The organism is Qipengyuania sp. Mu-71, assembly GCF_036867055.1.
Taxonomy (GTDB): domain Bacteria; phylum Pseudomonadota; class Alphaproteobacteria; order Sphingomonadales; family Sphingomonadaceae; genus Qipengyuania; species Qipengyuania profunda.
Genome location: NZ_JBAJHR010000001.1, coordinates 1,431,513 through 1,445,543, shown reverse-complemented (window position 1 = coordinate 1,445,543; position 14,031 = coordinate 1,431,513). Strand labels below are relative to the sequence as shown.

Sequence of the window (14,031 nt, the reverse complement as noted above, 5' to 3'; positions counted from 1 at the left end):
CGAAAGGGCTGAGGGATGTTTGCAGGGCGTAGCCTTGTTTGCGCGATATTGGGGCTTGCTGCCGCGCCTGCCGCAGCAGACCAATTTCTCGTCCATGATCAAGCCGACTATGCCCGCGCATTGAAACGCGCGGAAGCGGGCGACACAATCATGCTGGCCGATGGCGAATGGCATGATTTCGACATGGTGGTGACCGGGTCCGGGGATGAGGACGCACCGATCATGGTCACCGCGCAAACCAAGGGCGGGGCGATCCTGACCGGTCGGTCGAGCCTGAGGATCGGGGGTGAATACCTCCTCGTGTCGGGTCTGGTATTCAAGGACGGTTACAGCCCGCGCGGCGAAGTCATCGCTTTTCGCGTGAGCGAAGACAATCTGGCCCGCCACAGCCGCGTCACCGAAGTGGTGATCGATGGCTTCAGCAAACCCGATCGCTACGAATCCGATTACTGGGTCGGCATCTACGGACGCGGCAATCGCTTCGATCACAACCATCTTGTCGGCAAGACCAACAAGGGGGTTACGCTGGCGGTCCGCCTCGATAGCGAGGAAAGCCGCGAGAACGCGCACCGCATCGATCACAATTATTTCGGTCCACGCCAGTCGCTTGGCTCCAACGGCGGCGAAACGCTGCGGATCGGCACCAGCCATTATTCGATGTTCAATTCGAATACGCTGGTCGAGAACAATGTCTTCGATCGCACCGATGGCGAGGTAGAAATCATCTCGTCCAAATCGGGCGGCAATATCTTTCGCGGCAATCTCTTCCTGCGCTCGCGCGGGAACCTGACGCTGCGCCATGGCGACGGCAATCTCGTCGAACGCAATGTCTTCATGGGCCATGGCAAGGACTACACCGGCGGTATTCGCGTTATCAATCGCGACCAGATCGTGCGCGACAATTACATGGAAGGTCTGCGCGGCACGGGCTTTTCCAGCGCGCTGGCGATCATGAACGGCGTGCCCAACTCGCCCGTCAATCGCTACGTCGAAGTCGAAAATGCGCGAGTGACGAACAATTCGATCCTCGACAGCGCGCGTATCGGGTTTGGCGTCGGGGCCGACGAGGAACGCTCCGCTGTGCCCAGCAAAACGGTGTTCGCCGGCAATCTGATGAGTGCGAGCGGGAGCGATGCCTTCCTCACGGTCGACTCCCCGGTTTCAGGTATCACGTTCAGCGATAATCGCGTGCTTTCCGGCGATATTGATCCCGCGCTATCCGCGCTCAAGAGCGGCGCTGCCGAACTGCTTCGCGCGGAGAATGGGCTGCTTTATCCAGCTGATCCGGCGCTGGCGGGCGTGGGTGCACCGCGTGATCTGGCACCTGTTGCGCTCGAGGATGTCGGGGTGACCTGGTATGCCAAGCCGAACGATGACAGCCCGTTCGGCGCGAGCGGGACCGTCACCCCGGTCGCGCCCGGTAACGACACGTTGGTGGACGCAATTACCGCGGCGCAATCGGGCGATGTGCTTGAACTCGCGGCGGGCCGTTATGTCGTCGAACGCACGATCGGTTTGGACAAGGCGGTGACGCTGAGGGGCGCGGGCGACGAGGCCACGGTTATCGTCTTCGCACGCCCATCACTGATCGAACTGCGCGAAGGCGCGCACCTCCAGCTCGCCAATCTGCTGATCGACGGCGAACTCGCCCCGGATTCGGTCGGCAATTCGGTAATCCGGACCACGATTTACCCAATCCAGTCGAACATGCAGATCGAGATGGACGGGGTAGCGGTACGCCATCTGACTGTGAACAAGTCCTTCAGCGTATTGACGCTGGGCAAGAGCACTTATGCCGACCGCATTAAGATCAGCGGGAGCAGCTTTTCGGATATTTCCGGAGCGATCGTCTCCGCCGCCGCCGAGACCGAAGATTACGGGCAATACAATGTCGAATATCTCGACATTGCCCGCAGCAGCTTCGCCAATATCGGTGGTCCGGTCGCCGATATCTACCGCGGAGGCCGCGACGAAAGCACCTTCGGCCCCGCGGTCACGATTGCACGGAATACGTTCGTGAACGTGGGTGAGGCGGCCACCAATGGCTCGAGTGCATCGGTGAGCCTGCACGGCGTCCAGACCGCGACCATTACCAGGAATGCTTTCACCGCGTCGGCTCCGCTGCGCATAGTCCATACGGTGGGCACGCCAATGACTTCGGTGACCCAGAACAGCTTCACCGACACGCCCGCACCCGAGCTTGTCGAATTGGTGTTCGACGGCGAGTCCCGCGTTTCGCTCGAGGACAATGCGTTCGACGGGGTGGGCGTCGAATGAGACATCTCCTGCTCCTTTTCGCCGCCATCATGCTGGCAATGGCCGGACTGATCGCACCGACCAGTGCCAGGGAGCAGGATGTCGCCCAATCCGACTTGCCGCCGCTTTACCGCGCGGAGATGACGCAGGCGCAGGCTTTCGTGACGGAGATGATGGAGCAGGGCGTGGTGGTGCCCGTGCCCAAGGACCCGGGTGGGGGCTATACGCATGAACAACACAAGCGGAACTACCGCGCGATCTACCTGGCGGGGCAGCTTTATCGCATCACGCGCGAGCAGGCCTATGCCGATTACGTCCGCGATATGCTGCTCGCCTATGCCGCGCTCTACCCGACGCTTGGCGATCACCCCGCGAAGGCGAACCAGAATGTCGGCCGTATCTTCTGGCAGGTGCTCAACGATGCCGTCTGGCTGGTCCATGCGGTGCAGGGATATGGCGATATTCGCGATGGGCTGAGCGAGGCCGACCGCGCCCGGATCGACGAGGACGTGTTCCGCCGCGCGGCGCACTTCCTCTCGGTGGAATCGCAGTGGACTTTCGACCGCATCCACAACCACGCGACCTGGGCCACCGCCGGCGTCGGGATGACCGGCTATCTTCTCGAAGACCAGGATCTGGTCGACCGTGCCCTACTCGGCTCCGACAAGACCCGCACTACCGGTTTCCTGCGCCAGGCCGAACTGCTGTTCTCGCCCGACGGCTATTATACCGAAGGCCCCTATTACCAGCGCTATGCGCTGATGCCTTTCATGGTGTTCGCGGACGCAATCGCTCAGAACGATCCCGATCGCCGCATCTTCGCCTATCGCGACGGGATCCTGCTCAAGGCTCTGCGGACCACGGTCCAGCTAACCTACGGGGGCTATTTCTTCCCCTTCAACGATGCCATTCGCGACAAGAGCCTCAACACCGACGAACTCTATCACGGTGTCGCGATCGCTTATGCCGAAACGCATGATCCCGGACTGCTGGCGATCGCCGATTGGCAAGGCCGCACCATTCTGACTGCCGACGGGCTCGAGCTCGCGCGCGATCTGGCAGCGGGCAAGGCACAGCCGTTCGCCTTCGGCTCGATGCTGCTCTCCGACGGACCCGAAGGCCAGCAGGGCGCGGTGGCCATTCTGCGTCATGGCGAGGGGCCCGATCATACTGCGCTGGTAGCTAAGAACAGCTCGCAGGGCATGGGCCACGGCCATTTCGACAAGCTGAGCTGGCAATTCTACGACAACGGCCACGAGATCGTGCGCGATTATGGCGCGGCGCGCTTCCTCAACATCGTTGCCAAGGATGGTGGGCGCTACCTCCCCGAGAACGAGAGCTGGGCCAAGCAGACCGTCGCCCACAACGCGTTGGTGGTGAACGAAAAGAGCCATTTCGGCGGCGATGTGGACCTTGCTGACAGCCACGCGCCGACACAGCTCCATTACTCGGCAGAACCGGAGCTGCAGGTCAGCACGGCCCGTATCGACAGCGCCTATCCGCAAGAGCGTGTGACCATGCTGCGCACACTCGCGCTGCTCGATGTGGCGGGTCTCGATGCCCCCGTGGTGGTGGACCTATTGCGCGCCGAGGGCGAAGGCCCGGCGACCTTCGATCTGCCGCTACACTATTCGGGCCACATCATCGAAACCGGCTTCGCGGTCGACCGCAATCTGACGAGCCGCCCGGTGCTGGGCGCGGACCATGGTTACCAGCATATCTGGGTCGATGGCACTGCGGCGCCAGAGGCCGACGAGGCCTTCATGACCTGGATTTTCGGCGGGCGCTTCTACACTTATCGCTTCGTGCCGCAGACGGGCGCGCAGGCGATCCTTGGAGAAAGCGGCGCGAACGATCCGGCCTTCAACCTGCGCCGCGAACCGCTGGTTATCCAGCGTGTGTCAGGTGCCGCCGACGCGACTTTCGTCAGTCTGCTTGAGCCGCACGGGCTCTACGATGGGGCGACCGAGCAGACCATCGACAGCCGCAGCCTCATCGCCTCGCTGCGCCACGAGACACACGACAGCTACGATCTGGTGATCGTCGAAACCAAGGGCGGCGAACAGACCGTTCTCGCGATCTCCTATGACGACGACCCTGCCCAGCGCCATCGCGCGACCGTCGATGGTCGCACGTTGAGCTGGACCGGCTTCGCCGCGCGGATCGAGCTCGACCAGGAGAGGAACTGACATGGCCACGATACTGCGCGAACACAGCGAGGCCTTCGTTGCGGCCGACAGGGCCGTGACAGAAGATCTTGGCGGCGGGATTGCCCGCCAGATCCTGGGCTATGGTCCCGATCTGATGGTGGTCCGCGTATGGTTCGACAAGGACGCCGTCGGCGAGGTTCATGCGCATCCGCATAGCCAGTCGACCTATGTCGAAAGCGGACGCTTCGAAGTCGTGATCGACGGGGAGAAGCGCGTGCTCGGCGCGGGTGACGGCTTCTACGTCGCGCCGCATCTCGACCATGGCGCTTTGTGCCTCAAGGCAGGTGTCCTGATCGACACCTTCAGCCCCGCGCGCGAAGACTTCCTCGGTCGGGGACGGTGACCGTGATGAAGGGCAAGCTGCGCTACTGGATCGTCGCATTGGTCGCGCTGGCGACCATCATCAATTACATCGACCGCGGCGCGCTGGCGGTGCTGTGGCCCGAGATTTCGGAAGAACTCGGGCTGACCAAGGTCGAATATGCGATCATCATCAACGTTTTCACCTTCGCCTATGCCTTCGGGCAGACGATCTTCGGCAAGATATTCGACTGGATCGGCGTGCGGCTGGGCTTTGTGCTCGCCATCGCGGCATGGTCGCTTGCGACGATGCTCCATGCGGTCGCCAGCGGGCTGACCAGCTTCGCCATATTCCGCGGGCTGCTTGGCGTCGCCGAGGCGGGCAATTGGCCCGGGGCGACGAAGGCCAATGCCGAATGGTTTCCGATCAACGAACGGGCGCTTGCGCAAGGCATCTTCAATTCGGGCGCGGCAATCGGCGGGATCGTTTCCGCCCCGATCGTCGGGCTGCTGTTCGTCTTCCTTGGCTCGTGGCAGGCGACTTTCATCGCCATCGGCGTGTTGGGCCTGCTGTGGCTGTTACCCTGGCTGATCGTCTACAAGAGCGGACCCGAAGCGCACCCCTGGATCAGCGAGGAAGAGCGTCAGTTCATCCTCACGGGCCAGCGCAACAAGGATGTCGGCGAGGTTGCCGATTATGCCCCGGGTTCGGGCGAGATCCTCTCGCGCAAGGAAAGCTGGGGCGTGATCATGGCGTCCTTCTTCCTCGATCCGATCTGGTGGCTGTTTGTCGGCTGGCTGCCGCTCTATCTCTACGAAACCTACGGCTTCGGGGTCGAGGAAATCGCCACCTATGCCGCGGTCCCCTATGTCGGCGCCATGTTCGGTGCCTGGTTCGGCGGACTGCTGGCGCAGAACCGCATCAAGGCGGGCTGGACGGTCAACCGCACGCGCAAGTCGGTGATCGGCCTTGGCGGGTTGATCATGCTGGTCGCGCTGCTGGCAACGACGCAGGCGGCCACGCCGCTGATCGCCGTGCTGCTGATGGCCGTCATCCTGTTCGGCTTCCAGACCGCGGTGGGCAATATCCAGACGCTGCCGAGCGATTTCTACAGCGGCGGCTCGGTGGGAACGCTGGCGGGTTATGCCGGCACCGCCGCCAAGCTCGCCGTCGTCGGCCTCAACTTCCTGATCCCGATCATCACCGTGAACAGCTACGCGCCGGCCTTCGTCGTCGGTGCGGGGCTCGCGATCATGACCGTGCTTTCCGTGCTCATCCTGTGCCCGGAAATCAAACCTCTCAAACCCAAATCCGCCTAGCGCGGCCAACCCAAAGACGGGGACAGATCACATGAAATTCCAGGGCAAAACCGCAATTGTCACCGGTGGCAGCCGCGATATCGGCCGGGCCATATCGGTCAAGCTGGCCAGCGAAGGCGCCAATGTCGTCGTCAATTACTTCAGCAATGAAGGCGATGCCGATGCAACGCTGGCAGCGATCGATGCCGCTGGCGGCGGCAAGGCGATCAAGGTCCGTGCCGACGTGACCAAGTCCGAAGACGTCGCCAAGCTGGTGGCGGCTGCGACCGATGCGTTTGGCGAAGGGATCGACATCCTCGTCAACAATGCGGGCGGCCTCGTCGCGCGCAAGCCGCTTGCCGAGATGGACGAGGAGTTTTTCAACCACGTCATGCAGCTCAACCTGACCTCGACCTTCCTCGCGACCAAGGCTGCGGCCGAGCACATGGGTGAAGGCGGCGCGATCGTTAATCTCGCCTCGCTCGCAGGCCGCGATGGCGGCGGCGGCGGTGCCGCGGCCTATGCCACGTCGAAGGGGGCGGTGATGACCTTCACCCGCGCCATGGCGAAAGAACTCGGCCCCAGGGGCATTCGCGTGAATGCCCTGTGTCCGGGCATGATCGCGACGGCCTTCCACGACAAGTTCACCCCCGACGCCGCGCGCGAAAACGTCGCCAATTCGACACCGCTGCGCCGTCAGGGCCGGGCGGAAGAAGCCGCGGATGCGGTCGCCTATCTCGCGTCGGATGAGGCGTCGTTCATCAATGGGGCGAATGTCGATATCAATGGCGGCCTCGGTTTTTCCTGAGCGCCGCGCAAGTCGGGACCCGCGATGACCACCTTCATCTTCGGCGAGGCAATGCTGGAGTATCACAGCCATGGCGGAGCAGGGCTTCGCTATGGCGGTGATACGCTGAACACGGCCATCCATCTTGCGCGGGCGGGGCACGATATCGCCTATGTCACCGCGGTCGGGACCGATCCGATCAGCGATGCGCTGGTCGCGGCATGGGCCGCCGAGGGCATCGATACACGCCACGTCCTGCGTCATCCTGATCGCAACCCCGGCATCTATGCGATCTACCTGGACGAACAGGGTGAGCGCAGCTTTCTCTACTGGCGCGACCGCAGCGCCGCGCGCGAAATGTTCGCACTTCCGGGCATGGCTGAGGCACTCGATGCGGCGGCGGCTGCCCGGCTCGTCTATTTCAGCCTGATTACACTCGCGATCGTCGACGATGCGGGACGCGATGCGCTGATCGCACTGGCAGGCCAGCGCAAACAGGCGGGGAAGGCGGTCGCCTATGATAGCAACTTCCGGCCCAATTTGTGGCCGGACCATGCCTCCGCTGCCGCCGTATCGCAGCGCGCGGTGCACAACTGCACCATCGGCCTGCCGACCAATACGGACGAGCGCGACCTGTGGGGCTCGGACGAGGGCGAATGCGCCATCGCAAGCCGTTGGGCCGCCGGCGGCTGCGATCTGGTTGCGGTGAAAGCGGCAGAGAAGGGCTGCGTGCTGTCGACTTCGGCGGCGAGAGAGCCGGAGATCATTGCCGCAGTGCCAACCGACGTGGTCGATTCAAGCGGCGCAGGCGATGCCTTCAACGGCGGCTTCCTCGATGGCTGGCTGAGGGGTAAAGCGGTTGGCGAATGTGTGGAATCGGGCCAGCAAAAGGCGCGGGAAACGCTGGCGCACAGGGGTGCGATCCTGCTCTGAACTTGTGGCTCTACTCTGCCAGAATGAGATCATGCGAACATGATGGCGCCAGCCTGCGATGTGCAGGCTTCCGCTGATGCGGAGATCGGAGAGTCGAGCCTTGCCTTGACGTAAGTCCGAGGGGCCGACGAACAATGTCGATGCGGCCACCGGAAGCTGCTTCCGCCTACACCCTACGCCATAGCGTCATTACGGACCTTATACGCGTGCGCTTGCCGATCCTGACCGTTGCTCAGCTGAAGCATTTTGTGGTGCAATCGGCACGCAGGATTCCCGACCGATTTCCTCTGGGTGAGGAAAACGGCGGAATTCTGCGGCTTAATATCGGAAACGACGAAAATTGGTCGGGGAGAGAGGATTCGAACCTCCGGCCCCTGCCTCCCGAAGACAGTGCTCTACCAGGCTGAGCTACTCCCCGACCGGATCGGCCCGCGGCTTTGTGGAGCCTTGGGTGCGAAGCAAGGCGGGCCCTATAGGTGGGGATTGCGGCACACGCAAGCGGGCAATTCGGGCAATTTGTGCCTAGGAGGATTTTTCGCAGCAAAACGAGCCTTCCGTGTCCGAATCGCATCCCGAACAGCAGTATCTCGATCTCATGCGCCGCATCTGGACCGCGGGTGACGAACGAATGGACCGGACCGGCGTGGGCACGCGGTCGGTATTCGGTGCAATGCTGCGGTTCGACCTTGCCGGCGGCGCGATGCCGCTGGTGACTACCAAACGGGTCTACTGGAAGACTGCGACGCGCGAATTGCTGTGGTTCCTTACCGGCAACACCAACATCCGGCCGCTCGTACTGCAGGGGGTCAAGATCTGGAACGAATGGCCGCATGCGCGCTATGTTGCGAAGACGGGCGAGCAGCTTCCGCTGGAGAAGTTTGTCCAGCGGATCGCCGACGATGAGGCTTTCGCCGCGCGCTGGGGCGATCTGGGGCCGGTCTATGGCAAGCAATGGGTCGACTGGCCGACCTTTGAAGCGCAGGGTGACGGAACGTATCGACCGGGACCGGGGATCAACCAGATTACCCAAGTGGTCGAATCGCTGCGTACCAATCCGGGCAGCCGGCGGCATATCATCGAGGGCTGGAACGTCGCTGAACTCGACGCGATGGCTCTGCCGCCGTGTCACAAGACCTACCAGTTCCACGTTGCAGGAGATCGCCTCAACTGCTTGCTCTACCAGCGAAGCTGCGATGTCGCGCTGGGGCTGCCGTTCAACCTGTGGTCGGCGGCGCTGCTGACCCGGATGATCGCGCAGCAGGTCGGCCTCGAACCCGGCGAGCTCGTCTGGACGGGCGGCGACACGCATCTTTATCTCAATCACGAAGGGCTGATAGACGAGCAGCTTTCGCGGGAACCGCAAGGCCGCCCGCGCCTTGAGATAGTGCGGCGTCCGCCTTCCATTTTCGATTACACGATCGAGGATTTCGAGGTTCACGATTACACGCCGCTTGCGCCGATCAAGGCGCCCGTCGCGGTGTGATCCGGCCATCCCTTGACCGTTTCCCTTCCGTGAAATAAAATAACGCTTAAGCGTAAGATTGCGTCTGGGAGACGATTCTATGGCCGACAGGCCCAAGGGTAGTGCAGCGGGAGGCGAAAACCGCCCGAGACTCTCGCTGCATGTTCCCGAACCCAAGTTCCGGCCGGGCGACACGGTCGATTTCTCGCACATCGAAGTGCCCGAGGCGGGCAGCATGGCGCGGCCAGACGAGGCCTGCGATCCCGCCGAAATGCGCGACCTTGCCTATGGCCTGGTCCGCGTGCTGGGCGATGACGATAAGGCGCACGGGCCGTGGGATCCCAAACTTGATGCGGACACGCTGCGAGCCATGCTCGGCCACATGGCTATGACGCGCGCGTTCGACGAACGCATGTTCCGCGGCCAGCGGCAGGGCAAGACCAGCTTCTACATGAAGTGTACCGGCGAGGAGGCAACCAGCGTCTCGGCCTCGATGGCGCTGGCGGGCGACGACATGGTCTTCCCCAGCTACCGCCAGCAGGGCATCCTGATCCAGCGCGGCTACCCGCTGATCGAGATGATCAACCAGATCTACTCGAACAAGGGCGACAAGCTGAAGGGCCGCCAGCTGCCGATCATGTATTCGAGCCGCGAGCACAGCTTCTTCACTATCAGCGGCAATCTCGCGACGCAGACCCCGCAGGCGGTTGGTTGGGCGATGGCCAGCGCGATGAAGGGCGACAGCCGGATCGCCGCGACCTGGGTGGGCGAGGGCAGTACCGCGGAAGGCGACTTCCATTCGGCCTGCACCTTTGCGACGGTGTATAATGCACCGGTTATCCTCAATGTTATTAACAACCAATGGGCGATCTCCAGCTTCAGCGGTTTTGCCGGGGCGGAGCGCACCACTTTCGCCGCACGCGCGCTGGGCTATGGCCTTGCGGGTCTGCGGGTGGACGGCAACGACGCACTGGCCTGTTATGCCGCCGAACGCTGGGCAGCCAATCGCGCGCGCGCCAACGCCGGGCCGACGCTGATCGAGTTCTTTACCTACCGCGCCGAAGGGCATTCCACCTCGGACGATCCCAGCGGCTACCGCAGCGCGCAGGAGCGCAGCGAATGGCCGCTCGGCGATCCGGTGATGCGGCTCAAGAACCACCTCATCGCGCTTGGTGAATGGGACGAGGAGCGGCAGGAGAAGATGGACCTCGAGGCGGCCGAGCACGTCAAGAAGGTGACCAAGGAAGCCGAGGCCAACGGTATCCTCGGCCACGGTCTCCACCACCCGTTCCGCACCATGTTCGAAGACGTCTTCGAGGAACTGCCGTGGCACCTGCGCGAGCAGGCCGATCAGGCGGTGCACGAGCGCAAGACCAAGTTTCCCGAAGGATTGCCCGAGGCATGAGCGAGACCCAGACCAAGGACCTGCCCGCCACCGAGCAGCAGGGTGAACGCCGCCTCAACATGATCGAGGCGATCAACGATGCGCTCGACGTGTCGATGGGCCGCGACGACGATGTCGTGGTGATGGGCGAGGACGTCGGCTATTTCGGTGGCGTCTTCCGCTGCACCGCGGGGCTGCAGGACAAATACGGCAAGACGCGCGTCTTCGACACGCCGATCAATGAATGCGGGATCATCGCGGTGGCGGTGGGCATGGGCGCCTATGGCCTGCGCCCGGTGCCCGAGATCCAGTTCGCCGATTACATCTACCCCGGGCTCGACCAGCTGATCTCCGAGGCGGCGCGCCTGCGTTACCGCTCGGCGGGCGAATATGTCGCACCGATGACCGTCCGATCGCCCTTTGGCGGGGGCATCTTTGGCGGGCAGACGCACAGCCAGAGCCCCGAGGCGATCTTTACGCATGTCTCGGGCCTCAAGACGGTTATCCCGGCCACGCCCTATGACGCCAAGGGGCTGTTGATCTCGTGCATCGAGGACAACGACCCGGTCATCTTCTTCGAGCCCAAGCGCATCTACAACGGTCCGTTCTCGGGCTATTACGACAAGCCCGTGCAGCCGTGGAAGAAGTTCGACGCCAGCGTCGTGCCCGAAGGCTATTACAAGATCCCGCTGGGCAAGGCGCGGCACGTCACCGAAGGCGACCGGCTGACGGTCCTCGCCTATGGCACGATGGTCCATGTGGTCGAGGCGGTATGCCGCGAGAAGGGCGTCGAAGCCGACATCCTCGACCTGCGCACGCTGGTCCCGCTCGACATCGAGGCGATCGAAGCCTCGATCGAACGCACCGGGCGCTGCCTGATCGTGCATGAAGCGACCCGGACGAGCGGTTTCGGGGCGGAGCTTTCCGCGCTGGTCACCGAACGCTGTTTCTATCACCTCGAAGCCCCGGTCGAACGCGTGACCGGCTTCGACACGCCCTATCCCCACAGCCTCGAATGGGCCTATTTCCCCGGCCCGATCCGCATCGGCGAGGCCATCGACAAGATCCTCAAGGACTGATCCCATGGCGAAATTCACCTTCAACATGCCCGATATCGGCGAAGGCATCGCCGAGGCCGAGATCGTGCAGTGGCACAAGCAGGTCGGCGATCAGATCAGCGAAGACGAAGAATTCGTCGACATGATGACCGACAAGGCCACCGTGCCGATGGAAAGCCCCGTGAACGGCAAGATCCTCGAGATCGCCGGCGGCGAGGGCGACATGGTGTCGATCGGCTCGATGCTCGTCGTCATTGAGGTCGAGGGCGAAGTGCCCGAGGATGTCGTCGAGGAAGCCGCGCCAGCAACCGACGCTGCGCCCGCATCGGCGCCCGCGCCGAAGGACGAGGCGGTGGAACGGATCGAGGTGGAGAACTCGGATGCGTCCGATGCCGACGATGCGTTGGCCGCCGATCCGCAGCCCGAGCCGCTTCCGGCACCGACGCCCGCGCCCGAACCGGTACGGCACGCCAAGGTTCTCGCCACGCCCGCGGTGCGCAAGCGCGCCAAGGACCTCGGCGTCGATCTCGCGCAGGTGAAGCCGGCCGAGGACGGCCGCGTCCGCCACGGCGATCTCGACCAGTTCCTGTCCTACAATGCAGGCTATGGCGCCGCCGCCGCGCCGCGTGCGGATGAGGAGAAGAAGGTCATCGGGATGCGCCGCCGCATCGCCGAGAACATGGCCGCATCGAAGCGCAACATTCCGCATTTCTCCTATGTCGAGGAATGCGACGTCACCGATCTGGAAGTGCTGCGCGCGCAGCTCAACACCAACCGCGGCGACAAGCCCAAGCTGACCATCCTGCCGCTGCTGATCACCGCGATCTACAAGACGCTGCCCGACTTCCCGATGATCAACGCCCGCTATGACGACGAAGGCGGCGTGGTGACGCGCCACGGCGCGGTGCATCTGGGCATGGCTGCGCAGACCGATGCCGGGCTGATGGTTCCGGTGATCCGGGATGCGCAGGCGAAGAACCCGTGGCAGCTCGCCAACGAAATCTCGCGCCTGGCCGAGGCAGCCCGTAGCGGCACGGCCAAGAGCGAGGAATTGCAGGGCGGCACGCTGACGGTCACTTCGCTCGGCCCCCTGGGCGGCGTGGCGACGACGCCGGTCATCAATCGCCCAGAAGTCGCGATCATCGGCCCCAACCGCATCATCGAACGCCCGATGTATGTCACCGGCAGCGATGGCGCCGAGCGGATCGAGAAGCGAAAGCTGATGAATATCTCGATCAGCTGCGACCACCGCGTGGTCGATGGCTGGGACGCGGCGAGCTTCGTCCAGGCGCTCAAGAAGCTGCTCGAAACTCCGGCGCTGATCCTCGTGGATTGATCTGCTAGGCTGTCACGCATGACGCGTGACAGCCTAGTCGACGAGTACATCGACAGGGCGCAGCCTTTTGCGCAGCCGATCCTGCACCACATTCGTGATCTCGTGCACCGGGCGCTGCCCGATACGGTCGAGGCGATCAAATGGGGCGTGCCGCATTTCGTCGTGGGCGGGAAGAATGCTGTCGGGATGGCGGCGTTCAAGAACCATGCCTCCCTAATGCTATGCAGCGAAGAATTCGCTGGCGGCGGAATGGGTAATTTCGGCAGGATCACCGCGCTCGACATGCTTCCCGCTGATGATGAGCTGATCGCACGGTTCAAACAGGCGGCCCAGGATGCGCAAGCGCCTATGGCCATCCGGCAGAGGCCGAAGCCGCCGATCGCGATGCCCGACGATTTCCGCGATGCGCTCGCAGGGTGTGACGGGGCGATCGCCGTCTGGGAGGGTTTTACCGATGCCCAGCGACGCGACTATCTCGACTGGGTGGTGAGCGCCAAACGCGAAGCAACCCGCGCGAAACGCATCGCCACCGCTGCCGAATGGATCGGCGAGGGCAAGCGGCGTAACTGGAAATATGAAAGCTGTAAGGGCCGCTGGGCGAGGCGGCTAACCCGCGTATCGCCGTCGCCGCCGGACCCCGGTGCGATATAGGCCGATTGCTGGATGCCGAAAGCCGATTGGGTCGCAACTCCGCCGGCACAAAGCAGGCCGATGGAAAAGGCGAGAATGGCTCTTGTCAGCATGTCAGCCCCCCATTTCACCCCGCGTGCAAAGTCTGATCAGATTATCGCCAAAGAGGGTTAAAAATGGGTAAATCCGGTCCCGGTTTCGGCGCGTGCGGACAAGTGCCAAAAAACCGCAACATCGGCCATTGACAGGAATCGGACCCTGCCTTAGTGGCGCGGCTCCCAAGCGGTGCAACGCTTCAAGCGGGTGTAGCTCAGATGGTTAGAGTGCCGGCCTGTCACGCCGGAGGTCGCGGGTTCGAGCCCCGTCACTCGCGCCA

Annotated in this window: 11 protein-coding genes and 2 tRNA genes; 12 read left to right on the top strand and 1 reads right to left on the bottom strand. The window is 63.2% G+C overall.

Annotated elements, in window-relative coordinates; translation table 11 throughout:
* The first annotated feature begins 15 nt into the window (after positions 1-15).
* Genes V6B15_RS07175 through V6B15_RS07150 form a run of 6 tightly spaced genes read left to right on the top strand, consistent with a single transcriptional unit; the run spans position 16 to position 7,785 of the window.
* Positions 16-2,277: a polysaccharide lyase 6 family protein gene (locus V6B15_RS07175; protein ID WP_334200595.1), complete on the top strand. Its 2,262-nt coding sequence runs from the start codon at positions 16-18 to the stop codon at positions 2,275-2,277.
* Positions 2,274-4,445 carry an alginate lyase family protein gene (locus tag V6B15_RS07170; protein ID WP_334200594.1) on the top strand — a complete coding sequence of 724 codons (2,172 nt, stop codon included), beginning with the start codon at positions 2,274-2,276 and terminating at the stop codon, positions 4,443-4,445. The genes V6B15_RS07175 and V6B15_RS07170 overlap by 4 nt, the downstream gene beginning before the upstream one ends.
* A 1-nt stretch (position 4,446) precedes the next feature.
* Positions 4,447-4,809 carry a cupin domain-containing protein gene (locus tag V6B15_RS07165; RefSeq protein WP_334200593.1) on the top strand — a complete coding sequence of 121 codons (363 nt, stop codon included), beginning with the start codon at positions 4,447-4,449 and terminating at the stop codon, positions 4,807-4,809.
* A 5-nt stretch (positions 4,810-4,814) separates the two neighbouring features.
* On the top strand, positions 4,815-6,086 hold the full coding sequence (locus V6B15_RS07160) for an MFS transporter (protein WP_334201337.1): 1,272 nt from the start codon (positions 4,815-4,817) through the stop codon (positions 6,084-6,086).
* 31 nt (positions 6,087-6,117) lie between these two features.
* A complete protein-coding gene (locus V6B15_RS07155; protein ID WP_334200592.1) occupies positions 6,118-6,873 on the top strand; it encodes an SDR family NAD(P)-dependent oxidoreductase in 756 nt (251 codons plus the stop codon).
* A 24-nt stretch (positions 6,874-6,897) separates the two neighbouring features.
* The gene (locus tag V6B15_RS07150; protein ID WP_334200591.1) at positions 6,898-7,785 is read left to right on the top strand and encodes a sugar kinase; all 888 of its coding nucleotides are present in this window, start codon (positions 6,898-6,900) and stop codon (positions 7,783-7,785) included.
* A 341-nt stretch (positions 7,786-8,126) separates the two neighbouring features.
* Here V6B15_RS07150 and V6B15_RS07145 read toward each other — a convergent pair.
* Positions 8,127-8,203, bottom strand: a tRNA-Pro gene (locus V6B15_RS07145).
* 138 nt (positions 8,204-8,341) lie between these two features.
* On the opposite strand from V6B15_RS07145, the gene thyA reads away from it, so the two are divergent.
* The 6 genes from thyA to V6B15_RS07115 all read left to right on the top strand — a co-directional run bounded on the left by thyA (position 8,342) and on the right by V6B15_RS07115 (position 14,031).
* Entirely contained in the window at positions 8,342-9,268 is a 927-nt protein-coding gene (thyA, locus tag V6B15_RS07140) for a thymidylate synthase (protein WP_334200590.1), read from the top strand.
* Between the two features lie 79 nt (positions 9,269-9,347).
* Positions 9,348-10,652, top strand: coding sequence for a 3-methyl-2-oxobutanoate dehydrogenase (2-methylpropanoyl-transferring) subunit alpha (locus V6B15_RS07135; RefSeq protein WP_334200589.1), 1,305 nt, complete (start codon positions 9,348-9,350; stop codon positions 10,650-10,652).
* A complete protein-coding gene (locus V6B15_RS07130; RefSeq protein WP_160766940.1) occupies positions 10,649-11,710 on the top strand; it encodes an alpha-ketoacid dehydrogenase subunit beta in 1,062 nt (353 codons plus the stop codon). The genes V6B15_RS07135 and V6B15_RS07130 overlap by 4 nt, the downstream gene beginning before the upstream one ends.
* 4 nt (positions 11,711-11,714) lie before the next feature.
* Positions 11,715-13,025: a dihydrolipoamide acetyltransferase family protein gene (locus V6B15_RS07125; protein ID WP_334200588.1), complete on the top strand. Its 1,311-nt coding sequence runs from the start codon at positions 11,715-11,717 to the stop codon at positions 13,023-13,025.
* A gap of 18 nt (positions 13,026-13,043) precedes the next feature.
* A complete protein-coding gene (locus tag V6B15_RS07120) occupies positions 13,044-13,676 on the top strand; it encodes a YdeI/OmpD-associated family protein (protein ID WP_334200587.1) in 633 nt (210 codons plus the stop codon).
* Between the two features lie 278 nt (positions 13,677-13,954).
* A tRNA-Asp gene (locus V6B15_RS07115) sits at positions 13,955-14,031 on the top strand.

Excerpts from the sequence above, each read along its gene's own strand:
- V6B15_RS07165 (WP_334200593.1), top strand. The coding sequence starts at position 4,447 with ATGGCCACGATACTGCGCGAACACAGCGAGGCCTTCGTTGCGGCCGAC.
- V6B15_RS07175 (WP_334200595.1), top strand. The coding sequence starts at position 16 with ATGTTTGCAGGGCGTAGCCTTGTTTGCGCGATATTGGGGCTTGCTGCC.
- V6B15_RS07170 (WP_334200594.1), top strand. The coding sequence starts at position 2,274 with ATGAGACATCTCCTGCTCCTTTTCGCCGCCATCATGCTGGCAATGGCC.
- V6B15_RS07120 (WP_334200587.1), top strand. The coding sequence starts at position 13,044 with ATGACGCGTGACAGCCTAGTCGACGAGTACATCGACAGGGCGCAGCCT.
- V6B15_RS07130 (WP_160766940.1), top strand. The coding sequence starts at position 10,649 with ATGAGCGAGACCCAGACCAAGGACCTGCCCGCCACCGAGCAGCAGGGT.
- V6B15_RS07125 (WP_334200588.1), top strand. The coding sequence starts at position 11,715 with ATGGCGAAATTCACCTTCAACATGCCCGATATCGGCGAAGGCATCGCC.
- V6B15_RS07135 (WP_334200589.1), top strand. The coding sequence starts at position 9,348 with ATGGCCGACAGGCCCAAGGGTAGTGCAGCGGGAGGCGAAAACCGCCCG.
- V6B15_RS07160 (WP_334201337.1), top strand. The coding sequence starts at position 4,815 with ATGAAGGGCAAGCTGCGCTACTGGATCGTCGCATTGGTCGCGCTGGCG.
- V6B15_RS07155 (WP_334200592.1), top strand. The coding sequence starts at position 6,118 with ATGAAATTCCAGGGCAAAACCGCAATTGTCACCGGTGGCAGCCGCGAT.
- V6B15_RS07150 (WP_334200591.1), top strand. The coding sequence starts at position 6,898 with ATGACCACCTTCATCTTCGGCGAGGCAATGCTGGAGTATCACAGCCAT.